At 61.2% G+C, this 14,838-nt stretch carries 16 protein-coding genes; 13 read left to right on the top strand and 3 right to left on the bottom strand.

The window, feature by feature from the left end:
• The first annotated feature begins 44 nt into the window (after positions 1-44).
• A complete protein-coding gene (locus NKK52_RS10575) occupies positions 45-1,310 on the top strand; it encodes an NAD(P)/FAD-dependent oxidoreductase (protein WP_023682568.1) in 1,266 nt (421 codons plus the stop codon).
• Between the two features lie 141 nt (positions 1,311-1,451).
• The gene (locus tag NKK52_RS10570; RefSeq protein ID WP_023682567.1) at positions 1,452-3,431 is read left to right on the top strand and encodes a bifunctional 2',3'-cyclic-nucleotide 2'-phosphodiesterase/3'-nucleotidase; all 1,980 of its coding nucleotides are present in this window, start codon (positions 1,452-1,454) and stop codon (positions 3,429-3,431) included.
• 60 nt (positions 3,432-3,491) lie between these two features.
• Here the strand turns inward: NKK52_RS10570 and NKK52_RS10565 are convergent, their stop codons facing one another.
• Positions 3,492-4,742, bottom strand: a complete 1,251-nt coding sequence (locus NKK52_RS10565; protein WP_023668904.1) for an SAM-dependent methyltransferase — start codon at positions 4,740-4,742, stop codon at positions 3,492-3,494.
• Between the two features lie 259 nt (positions 4,743-5,001).
• On the opposite strand from NKK52_RS10565, the gene NKK52_RS10560 reads away from it, so the two are divergent.
• From NKK52_RS10560 to NKK52_RS10535, 6 genes are all read left to right on the top strand, one after another.
• Positions 5,002-5,136 carry a hypothetical protein gene (locus NKK52_RS10560; RefSeq protein WP_023668905.1) on the top strand — a complete coding sequence of 45 codons (135 nt, stop codon included), beginning with the start codon at positions 5,002-5,004 and terminating at the stop codon, positions 5,134-5,136.
• A gap of 113 nt (positions 5,137-5,249) precedes the next feature.
• Positions 5,250-5,540: a Dabb family protein gene (locus tag NKK52_RS10555; protein ID WP_023682566.1), complete on the top strand. Its 291-nt coding sequence runs from the start codon at positions 5,250-5,252 to the stop codon at positions 5,538-5,540.
• A 55-nt stretch (positions 5,541-5,595) separates the two neighbouring features.
• The gene (locus NKK52_RS10550; protein ID WP_023682565.1) at positions 5,596-6,468 is read left to right on the top strand and encodes a VOC family protein; all 873 of its coding nucleotides are present in this window, start codon (positions 5,596-5,598) and stop codon (positions 6,466-6,468) included.
• Positions 6,465-7,343, top strand: a complete 879-nt coding sequence (gene kdsA, locus NKK52_RS10545) for a 3-deoxy-8-phosphooctulonate synthase (RefSeq protein ID WP_031196594.1) — start codon at positions 6,465-6,467, stop codon at positions 7,341-7,343. The genes NKK52_RS10550 and kdsA overlap by 4 nt, the downstream gene beginning before the upstream one ends.
• 97 nt (positions 7,344-7,440) lie before the next feature.
• On the top strand, positions 7,441-7,644 hold the full coding sequence (locus NKK52_RS10540) for a dodecin family protein (protein WP_023668908.1): 204 nt from the start codon (positions 7,441-7,443) through the stop codon (positions 7,642-7,644).
• An 81-nt stretch (positions 7,645-7,725) separates the two neighbouring features.
• Positions 7,726-8,091, top strand: a complete 366-nt coding sequence (locus NKK52_RS10535) for a PRC-barrel domain-containing protein (RefSeq protein ID WP_023668909.1) — start codon at positions 7,726-7,728, stop codon at positions 8,089-8,091.
• Positions 8,092-8,173: 82 nt separating this feature from the next.
• On the opposite strand, the gene NKK52_RS10530 is transcribed toward NKK52_RS10535, so the two are convergent.
• Together NKK52_RS10530 and NKK52_RS10525 are read right to left on the bottom strand one after the other, a co-directional pair.
• Positions 8,174-8,296 (bottom strand): hypothetical protein, encoded by a 123-nt coding sequence (locus tag NKK52_RS10530; protein WP_023682563.1) that lies wholly within the window; start codon positions 8,294-8,296, stop codon positions 8,174-8,176.
• A 109-nt stretch (positions 8,297-8,405) separates the two neighbouring features.
• Positions 8,406-9,986, bottom strand: coding sequence for a glycoside hydrolase family 19 protein (locus NKK52_RS10525; protein WP_198026936.1), 1,581 nt, complete (start codon positions 9,984-9,986; stop codon positions 8,406-8,408).
• A 103-nt stretch (positions 9,987-10,089) separates the two neighbouring features.
• Between NKK52_RS10525 and eno the strand changes: the two genes are divergently transcribed.
• The 5 genes from eno (at position 10,090) to NKK52_RS10500 (ending at position 14,837) form a co-directional block, all read left to right on the top strand.
• Positions 10,090-11,364, top strand: a complete 1,275-nt coding sequence (gene eno, locus NKK52_RS10520; RefSeq protein ID WP_023682561.1) for a phosphopyruvate hydratase — start codon at positions 10,090-10,092, stop codon at positions 11,362-11,364.
• Between the two features lie 138 nt (positions 11,365-11,502).
• Positions 11,503-11,826 carry an FtsB family cell division protein gene (locus NKK52_RS10515; RefSeq protein ID WP_023682560.1) on the top strand — a complete coding sequence of 108 codons (324 nt, stop codon included), beginning with the start codon at positions 11,503-11,505 and terminating at the stop codon, positions 11,824-11,826.
• Between the two features lie 195 nt (positions 11,827-12,021).
• Complete coding sequence (pdhA, locus tag NKK52_RS10510; RefSeq protein ID WP_023682559.1) at positions 12,022-13,068, top strand: pyruvate dehydrogenase (acetyl-transferring) E1 component subunit alpha; 1,047 nt, start codon at positions 12,022-12,024, stop codon at positions 13,066-13,068.
• 15 nt (positions 13,069-13,083) lie between these two features.
• Positions 13,084-14,505: a pyruvate dehydrogenase complex E1 component subunit beta gene (locus tag NKK52_RS10505; RefSeq protein WP_023682558.1), complete on the top strand. Its 1,422-nt coding sequence runs from the start codon at positions 13,084-13,086 to the stop codon at positions 14,503-14,505.
• A gap of 26 nt (positions 14,506-14,531) precedes the next feature.
• On the top strand, positions 14,532-14,837 hold the full coding sequence (locus tag NKK52_RS10500) for a hypothetical protein (RefSeq protein ID WP_023714177.1): 306 nt from the start codon (positions 14,532-14,534) through the stop codon (positions 14,835-14,837).
• The last annotated feature ends 1 nt before the right edge of the window (position 14,838 follow it).

Raw genomic sequence — 14,838 nt, 5'->3', positions numbered from 1 at the left:
CACAAAAATCACTAGATAAAGAGAGACAAACAGGGGTGAATGCGATGAGTGAAACCAGCCATCATGTCGTTGTCGTCGGCGCAGGGTTCGGCGGTCTCGAACTCACCCGGGCGCTGGCCGGCGCACCCGTGCGCATCACCATGATCGACAAGCGCAACCATCACCTTTTCCAGCCGCTGCTCTACCAGGTGGCGACCACCTCGCTGGCGACCTCGGAAGTTGCCTGGCCGATCCGTCATCTGCTGCGCAAGCGCGAGGACGTGACGACCCTGCTCGGCAACGTCACCGGCGTCGACCGTCCAGGCAAACGCGTGCTGCTTGAGGACGGCAGTTCTGTTCCCTACGACACGCTGGTGCTCGCCACCGGCGCGCGTCATGCTTATTTCGGCCACGACGAATGGGAGCCTTTCGCGCCTGGGCTGAAGACGCTTGAAGACGCAACCACCATTCGCCGGCGCATCCTGCTCGCCTTCGAGCAGGCCGAGCGCGAGACCGATCCGGCCAAGCGGCAGGCACTGCTGACACTGGTCATCGTCGGCGGCGGCCCGACCGGCGTGGAGCTTGCCGGCACCATTGTCGAACTCGCGCACGAAACGCTGCGCGGCGAATTCCGCAACATCGACACGCGTGAGGCGCGTGTGGTGCTGGTCGAGGCCGGAGACAGGATCCTCGCCAATTTCGCGCCAAAGCTGTCCGACTATGCGCGCAAGGCGCTGGAGCGGCGGGGCGTCACGGTCGAGCTTGGCCGCGCCGTCACGCGCCTCGATGCCGAAGGCGTCGTCTTTGGCGATACGCATCTGCCGGCGCGAACCATCCTGTGGGCCGCCGGCGTAGCGGCTTCGCCCGCTGGAGAGTGGCTGGGAGCGCCGGTGGACCGGGCGGGCAGGGTAATGGTCGAGCCCGATCTGACCGTGCCGAACAGTCCTGAAATCTTCGTCATCGGCGACACCGCGCATGTCTTGCGGCCGGACGGCAAGCCGGTGCCAGGCGTGGCGCCTTCCGCCAAGCAGGAGGGCAAGCACGTCGCCGCGACGATCAGGGCGCGGCTGGCCGGCGATGGCGCGCCGCGCCCTTTCCGCTACAAACATGCCGGCGACCTGGCGACGATCGGCAAGTGGGCAGCCGCGATCGATTTCGGCCGGATCAAGCTCACGGGATGGCTTGCCTGGTGGCTGTGGGGCGTGGCGCATATCTACTTCCTGATCGGCTTCCGCAACCGGCTGTCGGTGTCGCTTAGCTGGCTATGGATCTATTTCACCGGCCAGCGGAGCGCGCGACTGATCACCCAGGGCGATGATAACAAGGGCTGAGGTTCTCAACCGCGGCCAAGGATATTCATCCAGCCGTCACCTTTTGCTGATCGACTGACTTCCCGATGGACATGGCCGGTTTTCGGCGCGAAGCTTCCGCCCGGGGCTGGGATCTTGTCACGTCGCTGGGAAGGAAAACCAATGTCACATTTGCTCAACCCCGTCTCCCGCCGTAGTTTTCTTGCCGGTGCGGCCGCCAGCGGGGCGCTGATCATGCTGCATCCGTTTTCCGCCCGCGCGCAGGCCAACCAGGCGCATCTGAGGATCATGGAGACCACCGACATCCATGTGAATGTGCTGCCTTACGACTACTACGCCGACAAAGCCAACGACACGATGGGCCTGTCGCGGACGGCCTCACTGATCGCGGCGGTGCGCAAGGAAGCCACCAATGCGATGCTGATCGACAATGGCGATCTTTTGCAGGGCAATCCGATGGGCGATTACATCGCCTATGAGAAGGGCCTCAAGGAAGGCGATCTGCATCCGATCATGAAGGGCATGAACCTGCTGGGCTATGAATGCTCGACGCTCGGCAATCACGAGTTCAATTACGGCCTGTCGTTCCTCGACAAGGTGCTGGCCGGAGCCAATTTCCCCTTCGTCTGCGCCAATCTGATCCGCGGCACCGAGCTTGCCGCCAACCCGCGCGACGACAAGCTCTACCTCAAGCCCTATGTCATCCTCGACAAGAAGATCAAGGACGGGTCGGGCGTCGAGCAGCCGATCAAGATCGGCATCATCGGCTTCGTGCCGCCGCAGATCATGGTCTGGGACCTGAAGAACCTGGAAGGCAATGTCAGGACGCGCGACATCGTCGAGGCGGCCAGGGCATGGGTGCCGCAGATCAAGGAGGAGGGCGCCGACATCGTCATCGCGCTTTCGCATTCCGGCATCGATATCAAGCAGGGCGACGGCATGGAGAACGCCTCCTTCTTCGTCGCCGGAGTCGAAGGCATCGATGCGGTGTTCACCGGCCATCAGCATTTGGTCTTCCCCGGCAAGAAGGATTTTCAGGCGCTCGATGGCGTCGACACCGAGAAAGGCACGCTGCAGGGCAAGCCCGCCGTGATGGGCGGTTTCTGGGGCTCGCATATGGGACTGATCGATCTGCTTCTGGAACGGGACGGATCGAAATGGCGCGTAGCCTCGGCCACATCTGAGGCAAGGCCGATCTACGAGCGCGTCGACAAGGCAAACAAGCCGACGGTGGCGGACGACCAGCGCGTCGTCGATGCGCTGAAGGCGGACCATGAGGCGACACTTGCCTATGTCCGCCGACCGGTCGGCAAGACCTCGGCGCCGCTCTATTCCTATTTCGCGCTGGTCGCCGACGATCCGTCGGTGCAGATCGTCAACCAGGCGCAGAGCTGGTACCTCAAGGACATATTAAAAAGCACGCAGTGGAAGGACGTGCCGCTGCTGTCGGCGGCGGCGCCCTTCAAGGCCGGCGGGCGCAACGGCGCCGACTACTATACCGACGTGCCGGTGGGCGACATCGCCATCAAGAACGTCGCCGACCTCTATCTCTATCCGAACACGGTTCGTGCCGTCGAAATCACCGGCGCGCAAGTGAAGGAATGGCTGGAAATGTCGGCCGGCATTTTCAGGAAGATCGAGCCGGGCAAAGCCGACCAGGCGCTCATCGACACCGAATTCCCGTCCTACAATTTCGATGTGATCGATGGCGTCAGCTACGGAATAGACCTGTCGCAGCTGCCGAAATACGATGCCAAGGGTGGCGTCGCCAATGCCGGCTCGAACCGCATCGTCGGCCTCAGCTTCGACGGCAAGCCGATTGATCCGGCAGCGAAATTCGTCGTCGCCACCAACAATTACCGCGCCGGCGGTGGCGGCAATTTCCCCGACATCAATGCCTCGAAGATCATCTACGAGGCGCCGGACACCAACCGCGACGTGATCGTGCGCTACGTCGTCAGCGAAGGCACGATCAACCCCTCGGCCGACGACAATTGGTCGTTCACGCCGCTGCCCGGCACCAGCGTCGTGTTCGAGACCGGCCCCAAAGCGAAGGATTTCATATCTGGGGTGAAATCGCTCAAGATCGAGCCGGCCGGCGAGGGCGAATCCGGGTTTGCGAAGTATCGCATCCTGCTTTGAGGCAACGTGCAGCTAACAGGGAAAACGAGCGGGCATACGCCCGCTCAATCACGCTTCGGATCAGGCTTTGTAGACCACTTGGCGCACGTCGATGTAGCTGGCTCTAAAGCCGGCTTCGCAATAGTGGAGATAAAATTCCCAAAGCTTCTTGAAGCGGTCGTCGAAGCCGAGCGGGACGATCTTTTCCCACGACGCCCAGAAGCGGTTGCGCCATTCGGCAAGCGTGCGGGCATAGTCGTCCGGAAAGACGCGCTCGCGCAGATGGGCAAGGCCATGGTCGCTGCCCAGCGTCTTCAGGATCGACGGCGTCGGCAGCATGCCGCCTGGGAAGACATAGCGCTGGATGAAATCCGGCCTCGCCCGATAGGTGTCGTAGGCGGCCTCGTTGATGGTGATGATCTGCAGGCCGGCGGTGCCGCCGGGCCTCAAGCACGCCTTCATCTTGCCGAAAAATACCGGCCAATATTTTTCGCCGACCGCCTCGAACATCTCGATCGAGGCGATGCGGTCGTAAGTGCCCGTTTCGTCTCGGTAATCCTGCAGCTTGATGTCGACCTTGTCAGAGAGTCCCGCCTTCTGGATGCGCGCCTTGGCGAAATCGTGCTGTTCGCGGCTGATGGTCAGGCCGGTGACGCGGCAGCCGATCTCGCGCGCGGCAAATTCGGCAAAACCGCCCCAGCCGCAGCCGATCTCGAGCACATGGTCCTTCTTGCCGATGCCGGTATCCTTGGCCAGCGCGCGGTATTTGGCGGCCTGAGCGCTTTCCAGGTCGTTGGCGCCGGTCGCATAGAGCGCCGACGAATAGGTCATGCTGGGATCGAGCCATTGCTTGTAGAAGGCGTTGCCGAGATCGTAATGCGCCGAGATGTTGCGCTTCGAGCCGGTGCGGGTGTTTTCGTTGAACCAGTGGCGGATGCGCTGGACCGTGTTGATGAGCCAGTTGGCGCCGCCGGCAATGCGTTCCCCAACGGCCGAGTTGACGACGAACAGTTCGAGGAAGCTGGTTACATCAGGGCTTTCCCAGTCGCCGTCCATGTAGGATTCGGCAACGCCGATGGTGCCGCCGGAAAAGGCACGGCCGGGCAGGCGCCAGTTCTTCAACACCAGCTCGGCATCCGGCCCGGGTCCGTTGCCGCCGACAAGCACCGCCCGGCCATCCGGCATCCTCACCTTCAGCGAACCGCGCGGCAATTTCATCGCCGCCGACAGCACCATGCGCGCCTTGGCCGGCAGGCCCTTGACGATCTCGGCGAAATTGAGTTCGTCCAGCCTGATGGCGTCGCCGATGCCTTTGTATTCCCTGACAGCCATCTCACACCCCCCTGGACTTCCGCGGGGGCGGCGCAAGATCTGCCGGCCTCCACATCCTCCACTTTCATTCGCCAGGCGCGAACGCCGTAGCCTGCTTAAATTTTCGCCACAATCTTCCACCGCATCGACCGGAACTTCAAGAGGCAAGCCGTGCCCGGCACTGGCCCAGGTGGCGTGCCTGGGGCCAGAATCGGTGAGGGCGAGCAACCGCCGGTGAAATCGCTATGGTTAGGAACAGCCACATACGTTAGTTTCAGCCATGCGTTACGTCATCGTCATCACCGCCATCGCCTTTTTCCTGATCTGGGATGGCCTCTATAATCAGGGCCGCTATCTCGACACGACGGTCAGGGAAATGTCGCGCGTCGTGCGCTACGTCACCGGCAAAGCCTAGCTTTTGCGCCTCTGCAAAGTCGCCTGCCGGCATTGCCGGGCGCGACATCGTGGCGGTTGACGCGACGGTCCCGCTCACACAAAACATGCCGCAAATCGAACGTGGAGGCAGGTGTGATCCGGCATATCGTTTTCTTCAGCGCGCGGCGCAAGGACGATGTCGAGGCCGTGCGCACGGGCTTGCTCGCGCTGGGCAAGATCCCGCATTCAAGCCTCTTCGAGGTGACGCTCAACACCAAGGTCGATCCGCTGTCGGATGCGATCGACGTGGTCGTCTATGCCGAGTTCGAGGATGATGCCGCGCTTGCCGCCTACAAGGCGCACCCGCTCTATGCCGAGACGACCAGTCGGGTCAAACCATTGCGCGAATTGCGCTATTCGGCCGATGTCGTGGCGATGGCCTGATCGGGCTGGCAAGAGGCCTTGAACCGATTTCCGGAATGATGCACACCGCGCCGGCATGACCAGCACGATCCATCCGCTTGACCATCTTGTGTTGCCGACGGCGAGCCTCGCCGTGGCGCGGGCGCGGCTGACATCGCTTGGCTTCATCGTCGCACCAACCGGCATCCACCCTTTCGGCACCGAAAATTGCTGCGTCTTCTTCGCCGACGGCACCTACCTCGAACCGCTGGCGGTCGGGAATGAACAGGCTGCAGACGAGGCATTTGCCGGTGGCAATGTCTTTGTCGCGCGCGACCGGCTCTATCGCGCCAGGCTGGGCGATGAGGGCTTTTCCGCCGTGGTGCTGGCCACCGACGATGCCGATGCGGACCATGCGCGCTTTATCAAAGCCGGCCTGTCGGCGGGAGACGTACTGAGCTTTTCCCGCGCCTTCACCGACACGGCCGGAAAGAGCGACATGGCCTCGTTCAAACTGGCTTTCGCCGCCGGCGCCGACACGATGGACGCCTTTCTGTTCGCTTGCGAGCGGATCAACGCCCCTCAAATCGACCGTACGGCACTGCAGGCCCATGCCAACGGCGTGACCGGCATTGCCGAAATCGTCGCGGTCAGCGGCGTGCCATCCGAAAAGCGCCACCTGATCGAGACAGCGACGGGTTCGAGGCAGAGGAGCAGCACGGCGTTCGACCTGGCGAACGCGCGTTTGAGCGTTCTCAAGCCCGCGGCTTTCGCTGAGCGCTTCGGCATGTCGGCTGGCGCGCCGACGGACCTTCGCTTCGCCGCGATCGTCTTTTCGGCCCGCAGTGTCGGCGCTGTCGCGAGGCTGCTTGCAGACAACGCCGTCGGGCACGATATAGCGGGCAACGAAATCGTCGTGCAGCCGGCATCCGGACAGGGCGCGGCTTTCATCTTCCGGGAGACCCCATGAGCAAGCCGCAAGGGCCCAATTCGCTGGCGCCGAATTCGTCAGTAACCGTCGGCAACGTCGTCTTCGACAACAGCGGGCCCTTGGCGTTGATCGCCGGCCCGTGCCAGTTCGAATCGCGCCAGCACGCTTTCGACATGGCCGGCGCGCTGAAGGAACTGACCGGCAAGCTCGGCATCGGCCTCGTCTACAAGACCAGCTACGACAAGGCCAACCGCACCTCGCTGTCGGCAACGCGCGGCGCCGGCATGGACGCGGCGCTTCCGGTGTTCGACGAGTTGCGCAAGGCGTTTTCGCTTCCCATTCTGACCGATGTCCACACCGAGGAGCAGTGCGCGATCGTCGCACACCATGTCGATGTGCTGCAGATTCCGGCCTTCCTGTCGCGCCAGACCGACATGCTGGTCGCCGCCGCCAAGACCGGCAAGGTGATCAACGTCAAGAAGGGGCAATTCCTGGCGCCTTGGGACATGAAGAACGTGGTGGCCAAGATCACCGGTTCGGGCAACCTCAATGTGCTGACCACCGAGCGCGGCGCGTCTTTCGGCTACAACACGCTGGTGTCGGACATGCGGGCTTTGCCTGTGATGGCCGAGATCGGCGCGCCGGTGATTTTCGACGCCACCCATTCGGTGCAGCAGCCGGGCGGGCAGGGCGGTTCCTCCGGTGGTGAGCGCCGCTTTGTCGAGACGCTGGCGCGGGCTGCCGTCGCCGTCGGCGTCGCCGGCGTGTTCATAGAGACCCACCAGGATCCCGACAATTCGACCTCCTCCGACGGGCCCAACATGCTGCCGCTGAAGGACATGCCGGCGCTGCTCGAAAGACTGATGGCATTCGACCGCATCGCCAAGAATGCTGCTGACCTGAACCGAGGCTGATGGTTTCGGCTATGGCGCGCGCGCTGCCCTGCTTGTGGAAGGCATAAGCCGGCTGTAGGCTCGCTCCTGCAAATGAGCGTCTTGGCAGGAGGAAGCCATGTCCGTCGCCCGCGTCACCGAAATCACGTCGTCGTCGAAAAAGAGCTTTCAGGACGCCATCGAGAAGGGGATTGAGCGCGCATCCAAAACCCTGAAGAACGTCGAAGGTGCTTGGATCCAGGACCAGAAGATCGTCGTCGAGGACGGCAGGATCGCGGCGTATCGCGTCAACATGAAGGTGACGTTCATCCTCGCGGAGTAACCGCCCGCTCGAAAAAACGGGAACTTTCGCCCGCGCACCTCATTGTCAAAGTATAGATCAATGACATGAGGAGCATCAGCCATGACCACCCAAACAGGCCACACCGAAGCAATCGCCGCTTCGCGCGTCATCGGCACGTCGGTCTACAACACCGAGGGCACGAGCATCGGCAGCATCGAGGACATCATGCTCGACAAGACGTCGAACGGCATCATGTTCGCGGTGATCGGGTTCGGTGGATTTCTCGGCATTGGCGAGAAGTATCACGCCATTCCGTGGGCGAGCCTCGACTATGACGAGGACAAGGGCGGCTATGTCGTGCCGTTCTCGAAGGAGCAGCTGAAGGCAGCACCCGCCTATTCGATCAATGAACTGGCCGGCGCCGATGGCGAGGCCGCACGTGATGCTTCCTATGATTACTACAAGGTCACGCCGTATTGGCATTGATCAGCTGCGCTGACGCCTGACGTGAAAAGGCCCCCGAATTCCGAAACGGGGGCCTTTTCAGTGCAACCCGACAGTTTCTAAATTATTCTGCTGCATGAAGCGTAGACAGCTGCGTCGCCGCCCTGGGCGGCTGCTGCGTATCGCAGGACGTCAGGAACGCCGCCGCGATCAGGAACAAACTCACGATACCGCTCAACTCGGACATGGCGAAACTCCTCCTGTTTCGCCCCGCGCATCACCATCCTAGTCGACACAGAGATTGTTATCTCTGAATTATGATGACGTGGTGTTGTCGAACGTGATCCGAGGCATGCTCAGCCGAGGAGTCCGGCATTCTTGACCGCCTTGAAAACCTTCTCATGCCAGGCGATCCGATCCGCTTCGCCATTGGCCGGCGTGGTCGAATTGGCGTTGCCGACGTTGATCGCGCGCGAGATCTTTTTAATCAGGCCGGCATCGGCAAAGGCATTGCAGCCTGACCCTTTCCATTCGGCGCAAGCTGCGAGCAGCGAAATCTGTGGATCCTCGATCAGTTCAGGATGATTGGCGAGTTCAACCTTGGCGAGCTTGCCCTTGGCCGTGTACGCGTCGCGCCCGGTGGTCTGGAACGTACCGCCGCCGCGGAAATTGAAGCCGTCCAACGTTCCTTTCACATTGCCCATCCGCCCGCCATAGGCCCAGTCGCCCAGGGCTTGCGGCTTGCGCAGCAGGTTGTCCTCGATCCACTGATCGGTCTTGCCCGCGGCTCGCGACCTCCATGCTTTCCGGATTGCCGCCACGGTCGTGTAGGTCAGGGATTCGCGAATGAGGGTGAAGCCACCGGTTTCCATCGCCGCTTGAGCGAAGAAATGCATCAGCCGATCATAATTGTTGCACACGCCATGATCGCCAAGTGTCTTGAGGCCCTTGTCGGAGGTAAAGGCGCCGATGTAACCGTCATAGATTGTTCGCTTGGAACCGCTTGCCGGTCTCGGCGCGAATTTCTGGAAGACCGCTGCCGGCAAACCCTTGTTCGGATCGCCCGCAACCGCTTCGAGCACGCTCTCGACACTCTCGGTCGACAGCACCGGTTCGCCTTCGACGACCACCGAAGCATTGGGAATTCGCTTGCCGTTGCTTTTCGGGAAGCCACCGCCGGCAAAGGTTTTCAGATCGTCAATGAGGGCGATTACGCGTGTCCGGCTCTCCGTGAAATCCATGTCGGAAAGCGGACCACTCACCTTCTTCGTCGGGTTGATGCATCCGACGCTGGACAGGAAATTGACGCCCGGATGGATCAGGATTTCGGTGCGCTTGTTGGTCTTCAGCAGTTCGAGTCCAGGTTTGGGTGGCGTCTTGGCGCCAGTGTAGCCTATGGTCACATATTTGCCTCCGGCCTGTGTCGCCAGTGGATAGGTGCCGGGCTCGATGCGCCTGCCATTGTCTTCTTTGGAATTGTCGCCAGGGCCGCGAGATTCACACACGAACCCCGATAGACCCGTTACTGCCGTGCCGTTGTGGAAGACTTTATAGGTACCAACCGTCCTGCGTCTGGTGCCCCTCATATGCTCGACTTTGCGGCTAATAAGAAGTTCCCAGCCAGTGCCTGAAATCGCTGCCATTGCCGCCTCCCCAAAGAGTTCAAGTTTGTTGATTTCACTGTGGTCGCCAAATAGTTCGCGTTGTAGATGTGACGCTAACATCTTCGAATTCTCTGCATTGTGAAGTTTGTCACGTTGGCGGTAGCCTCTTTTGAAGCATCTGCTGGAGTTTGTGTGCCGCCTGGTATTTTGTGATAAGGGATTGCCGCGATCAAAGGGGAGGGGCACCCGCCCCATGCGGCGCCAGACATATGACGTCAGGGCGGGCTGTTTGCGTTCAGATGGCGTCGCCCATGCCCCACGGCCTGAGCGCATGGGGCGATCGTCACTATTATTTCATGCCATTCCTGATTGCCTTTTGCGGCACTTTGGCTAAGAGGGGCGCGACGCTTTCAATCGATCAATCGGGGACATCGCAATGACCGCCATCATCGACATTGTCGGGCGTGAAATCCTGGACAGCCGTGGAAATCCGACCGTCGAGGTCGACGTCGTTCTCGAAGACGGCTCGATGGGCCGCGCCGCCGTGCCGTCGGGCGCGTCGACCGGCGCGCATGAGGCCGTCGAACTGCGCGACGGTGGCGCCCGCTATCTCGGCAAGGGCGTGCTCAAGGCGGTCGAGGCCGTCAATGGCGAGCTGTTCGAGGCGATCGGCGGCATGGAAGCCGAAAACCAGATCCACATCGACCAGACCATGATCGAGCTCGACGGCACGCCCAACAAGAGCCGGCTCGGCGCCAACGCCATTCTCGGCGTTTCGCTGGCGGTCGCCAAGGCAGCAGCGGAAGCCGCCGGCCTGCCACTCTACCGCTATGTCGGCGGCACCAAGGCGCATTTGCTGCCGGTGCCCATGATGAACATCATCAACGGCGGCGCGCATGCCGACAATCCGATCGATTTCCAGGAATTCATGATCCTGCCGGTCGGCGCGCCGACGCTGCGCGAAGGCGTGCGCTGGGGCTCGGAAATCTTCCACACGCTGCGCAAGAAGCTCAAGGATGCCGGCCACAACACCAATGTCGGCGACGAAGGCGGCTTCGCGCCCAATCTGAAGAGTGCGCCGGTGGCGCTCGATTTCATCATGGAATCAATCGAGAAGGCCGGCTTCAAGCCGGGCGAAGAGATCGCGCTCGGTCTCGACTGTGCGGCGACCGAATTCTTCAAGGACGGCAATTACGTCTATGAGGGCGAGAAGAAGACCCGCGATCCGAAGGCGCAGGCCAAGTACCTGGCCAAGCTCGCCGCCGACTATCCGATCATCTCGATCGAGGACGGCCTGGCCGAGGACGACTGGGAGGGCTGGAAGTACCTGACCGATTTGATCGGCAACAAGACGCAGCTGGTTGGCGACGACCTCTTCGTCACCAACACGGCGCGGCTGCGCGACGGCATCCGCATGGGTGTCGCCAATTCGATCCTGGTCAAGGTCAACCAGATCGGCTCGCTTACCGAAACGCTCGACGCTGTCGAGACCGCGCATAAGGCAGGCTACACCGCAGTCATGTCGCACCGTTCGGGCGAAACCGAGGATTCGACCATCGCCGACCTCGCCGTCGCCACCAATTGCGGGCAGATCAAGACCGGTTCGCTGTCGCGCTCGGATCGCATGGCCAAGTACAACCAGCTGATCCGCATCGAGGAAGAGCTCGGCAAGCAGGCGCGCTACGCTGGCAAGTCGGTGGTCAAAGCCTAAATTCTGCCGAACTGGCGAAAACGATGGAAGGGCGGGATTTTCCCGCCCTTTTTCGTTGCGGCCGCTGGCTAATGCACCTGTCCGTAACCGTCCATTAAGCACAATCGAGCGACAAATGGCGGTCAAAGGATTGCGACCATGTGGACACGCCAGCACAAGCAGAGAAACACCGGCCGGCTGATCATCCCGTCGCTTTGCGTGGCGTTCCTGGCCTATTTCGGCTTCCATGCCTATCATGGCGAGTTCGGCATCAATTCCAAATATCAGCTCGAAGCGCAGACCATCGAATTGCAGGCCAAGTACGATGCCATCAAGGCGCGCCGGATCGATCTGGAGCGGCGCGTCCAGCTGATGCATGAGGGCACGCTCGAAAAGGATATGCTCGACGAGCAGGCACGCCGGGCGCTCAATCTGTCCCAGCCCGATGAAATCACCATCATGCTGCCGGCCAATTCGAAATAACCGAATTTCGGTTAATCGCTGTTATCTCTAATGATTCTGGGCGTTTAGGCGCATGCCAGCCATGCGTTTTTCTGCATGGCGAAACGCGGTCTCGCATGTTAGCTTCCTTCCAATCGGTGGGGAGGAGCTGATCCTCCCCGGAGCAGACATGGTCTGCTTTAGTGTCCGCGAAGAGACGCCAACAGGGAGTGATGCATGGCCACCGCCGCCAAAAAAGCGCCTGCCAAATCCGTTAAATCGACATCCGCCAAATCAACGGGGCTTTCCGCCCCCAAGCCGGCCGACTTCACCAAGGACGAGGAGCTTGCCGCCTACCGGCACATGCTGCTTATCCGTCGCTTCGAGGAAAAGGCCGGCCAGCTCTACGGCATGGGCTTCATCGGCGGCTTCTGCCACCTCTATATCGGCCAGGAAGCGGTCGTCACCGGCATGAAGATGTCGCTGATCAACGGCGACCAGATGATCACCGCCTATCGCGACCATGGCCACATGCTGGCGATGGAACTGTCACCGCGGGGCGTCATGGCAGAGCTGACCGGACGCCGTGGTGGCCTGTCGAGGGGCAAGGGCGGCTCCATGCACATGTTCTCCAAGGAGAAGCATTTTTACGGCGGCCACGGCATTGTCGGCGCGCAGGTCTCGCTCGGCACCGGTCTCGCCTTCGCCAACCGCTACCGCGACAACAACAATGTGTCGCTGACTTATTTCGGCGATGGCGCTGCCAACCAGGGTCAGGTCTATGAAAGCTTCAACATGGCCTCGCTGTGGAAGCTGCCGGTGATCTACATCATCGAGAACAACCGCTACGCCATGGGCACTTCGGTGTCGCGCTCGTCGGCCGAAACCAATTTTTCGCATCGCGGCGCCTCGTTCAAGATTCCCGGCATTCAGGTCGACGGCATGGATGTGCGTGCGGTCAAATCCGCCGGCGATCAGGCGACCGAATGGTGCCGTGCCGGCAACGGTCCGATCATCCTCGAGATGCAGACCTATCGCTATCGCGGTCACTCGATGTCGGATCCCGCAAAATACCGCTCCAAGGAAGAAGTGCAGAAGATGCGCTCGGATCATGATCCGATCGAGCAGGTCAAGGCGCGGCTGACGGCCAAGAAGTGGGCGACCGAGGACGAACTCAAGAACATCGACAAGGAAGTCCGCGACATCGTCGCCGACGCCGCCGAATTTGCCCAGCACGACGCAGAGCCGGATCCGTCCGAGCTCTGGACCGACATCGTATTGTAACGGGAGGGCAAGGACATGCCGATCGAAATTCTCATGCCCGCTCTCTCGCCGACCATGGAAGAGGGCAATCTTTCCAAATGGTTGAAGAACGAGGGCGACAAGGTCGTCGCCGGCGATGTCATCGCCGAGATCGAAACCGACAAGGCGACGATGGAAGTCGAAGCCGTCGATGAAGGCACGATCGGCAAGATCGTGGTTCCCGCCGGCACCGAAGGCGTCAAGGTCAACGCGGTGATCGCCGTGTTGCTGCAGGACGGTGAAAGTGCAGGCGATGTCGAAAAGAGCGGCAAGCCTGCCTCCACCCAGGATGCCGTTTCCGCTGGCGGTCAGCGGACCGATGCAGCCGAGGAAGGTACAAAAGCGGCTCCCCAGGATGCCGGCGAGGCTCCGAAGGCAGTTCCCGCCGCTCCGGCGGCCAAACCTGCCGCCGATCCGGATATTCCCGCCGGCACCGAGATGGTCTCGACCACGGTGCGCGAAGCGCTCCGCGATGCCATGGCTGAAGAAATGCGCCGCGACGGCGATGTCTTCGTCATGGGCGAGGAGGTCGCGGAATACCAGGGCGCCTACAAGATCACGCAAGGGCTGCTGCAGGAATTCGGGCCGCGCCGCGTCGTCGACACGCCGATCACCGAGCACGGCTTTGCCGGCGTCGGCGTCGGTGCGGCGATGGCCGGCCTGAAGCCGATCGTCGAGTTCATGACCTTCAACTTCGCCATGCAGGCGATCGACCAGATCATCAACTCCGCGGCCAAGACGCTCTATATGTCGGGCGGCCAGATGGGCGCACCGATCGTGTTCCGCGGACCGAACGGTGCGGCCGCCCGCGTCGGCGCCCAGCATTCGCAGTGCTATGCCGCCTGGTACAGCCATATTCCCGGCCTGAAGGTGGTGATGCCGTACACGGCTGCCGACGCCAAGGGCCTGCTCAAGGCGGCGATCCGCGATCCGAACCCGGTCATCTTCCTTGAAAACGAAATCCTCTACGGCCAGTCCTTCGACGTGCCGAAGCTCGATGATTTCGTGCTGCCGATCGGCAAGGCGCGCATTCACAAGCAGGGCAAGGACGTCACCATCGTCTCGTTCGGCATCGGCATGACCTATGCCATCAAGGCGGAAGCCGAACTGCGCGGCATGGGCATCGATGCCGAGATCATCGATCTCCGGACCATCCGCCCGCTCGACCTCGACACCGTCATTGCCTCCGTGAAAAAGACCAACCGCCTGATCGTGGTGGAAGAAGGTTTCCCGCAGAACTCGGTCGGCGACCACATCGCCAACCAGGTTTCGCAGCGCGCCTTCGATTTCCTCGACGCGCCGGTCATCACCATCGCCGGCAAGGACGTGCCGATGCCTTATGCGGCGAACCTCGAAAAGCTGGCTTTGCCCAATGTCGGCGAGGTCATAGAGGCGGTCAAAGCCGTCACGTATCGCTGACGGTCTTTCTTGCGGGGGAGGCAGAAATGGCGACGATGGCAGATGTGAGGAGAATAGCTTGGTCTCTATTTTGGCGGAGCTTCCTGTCTAGTATCGCTTGTGGATTTGTTGCTGGCGCGATTGTTGGGTTCGTCATTGGGTTCATTGGCGGTTTTTTTGGACTTCGCCATGAGGCAATTCAGGTACTGAGCTCTGTTGGGGGAGCATGCCTTGGGCTTGTAGCATCATTCCTTTGTTTGAATTTCTTCTTGGCCCGATCGATTGGCAAGGAATTCAAAGGCAAACGTCTAGAACTTGCCGTGGTTAGCCCGGCTGGCTTGCAGGGAGAGTAAC

The organism is Mesorhizobium sp. C277A (assembly GCF_040324395.1).
GTDB lineage: Bacteria > Pseudomonadota > Alphaproteobacteria > Rhizobiales > Rhizobiaceae > Mesorhizobium.
This window is presented reverse-complemented; position numbering and strand designations above follow the sequence as displayed.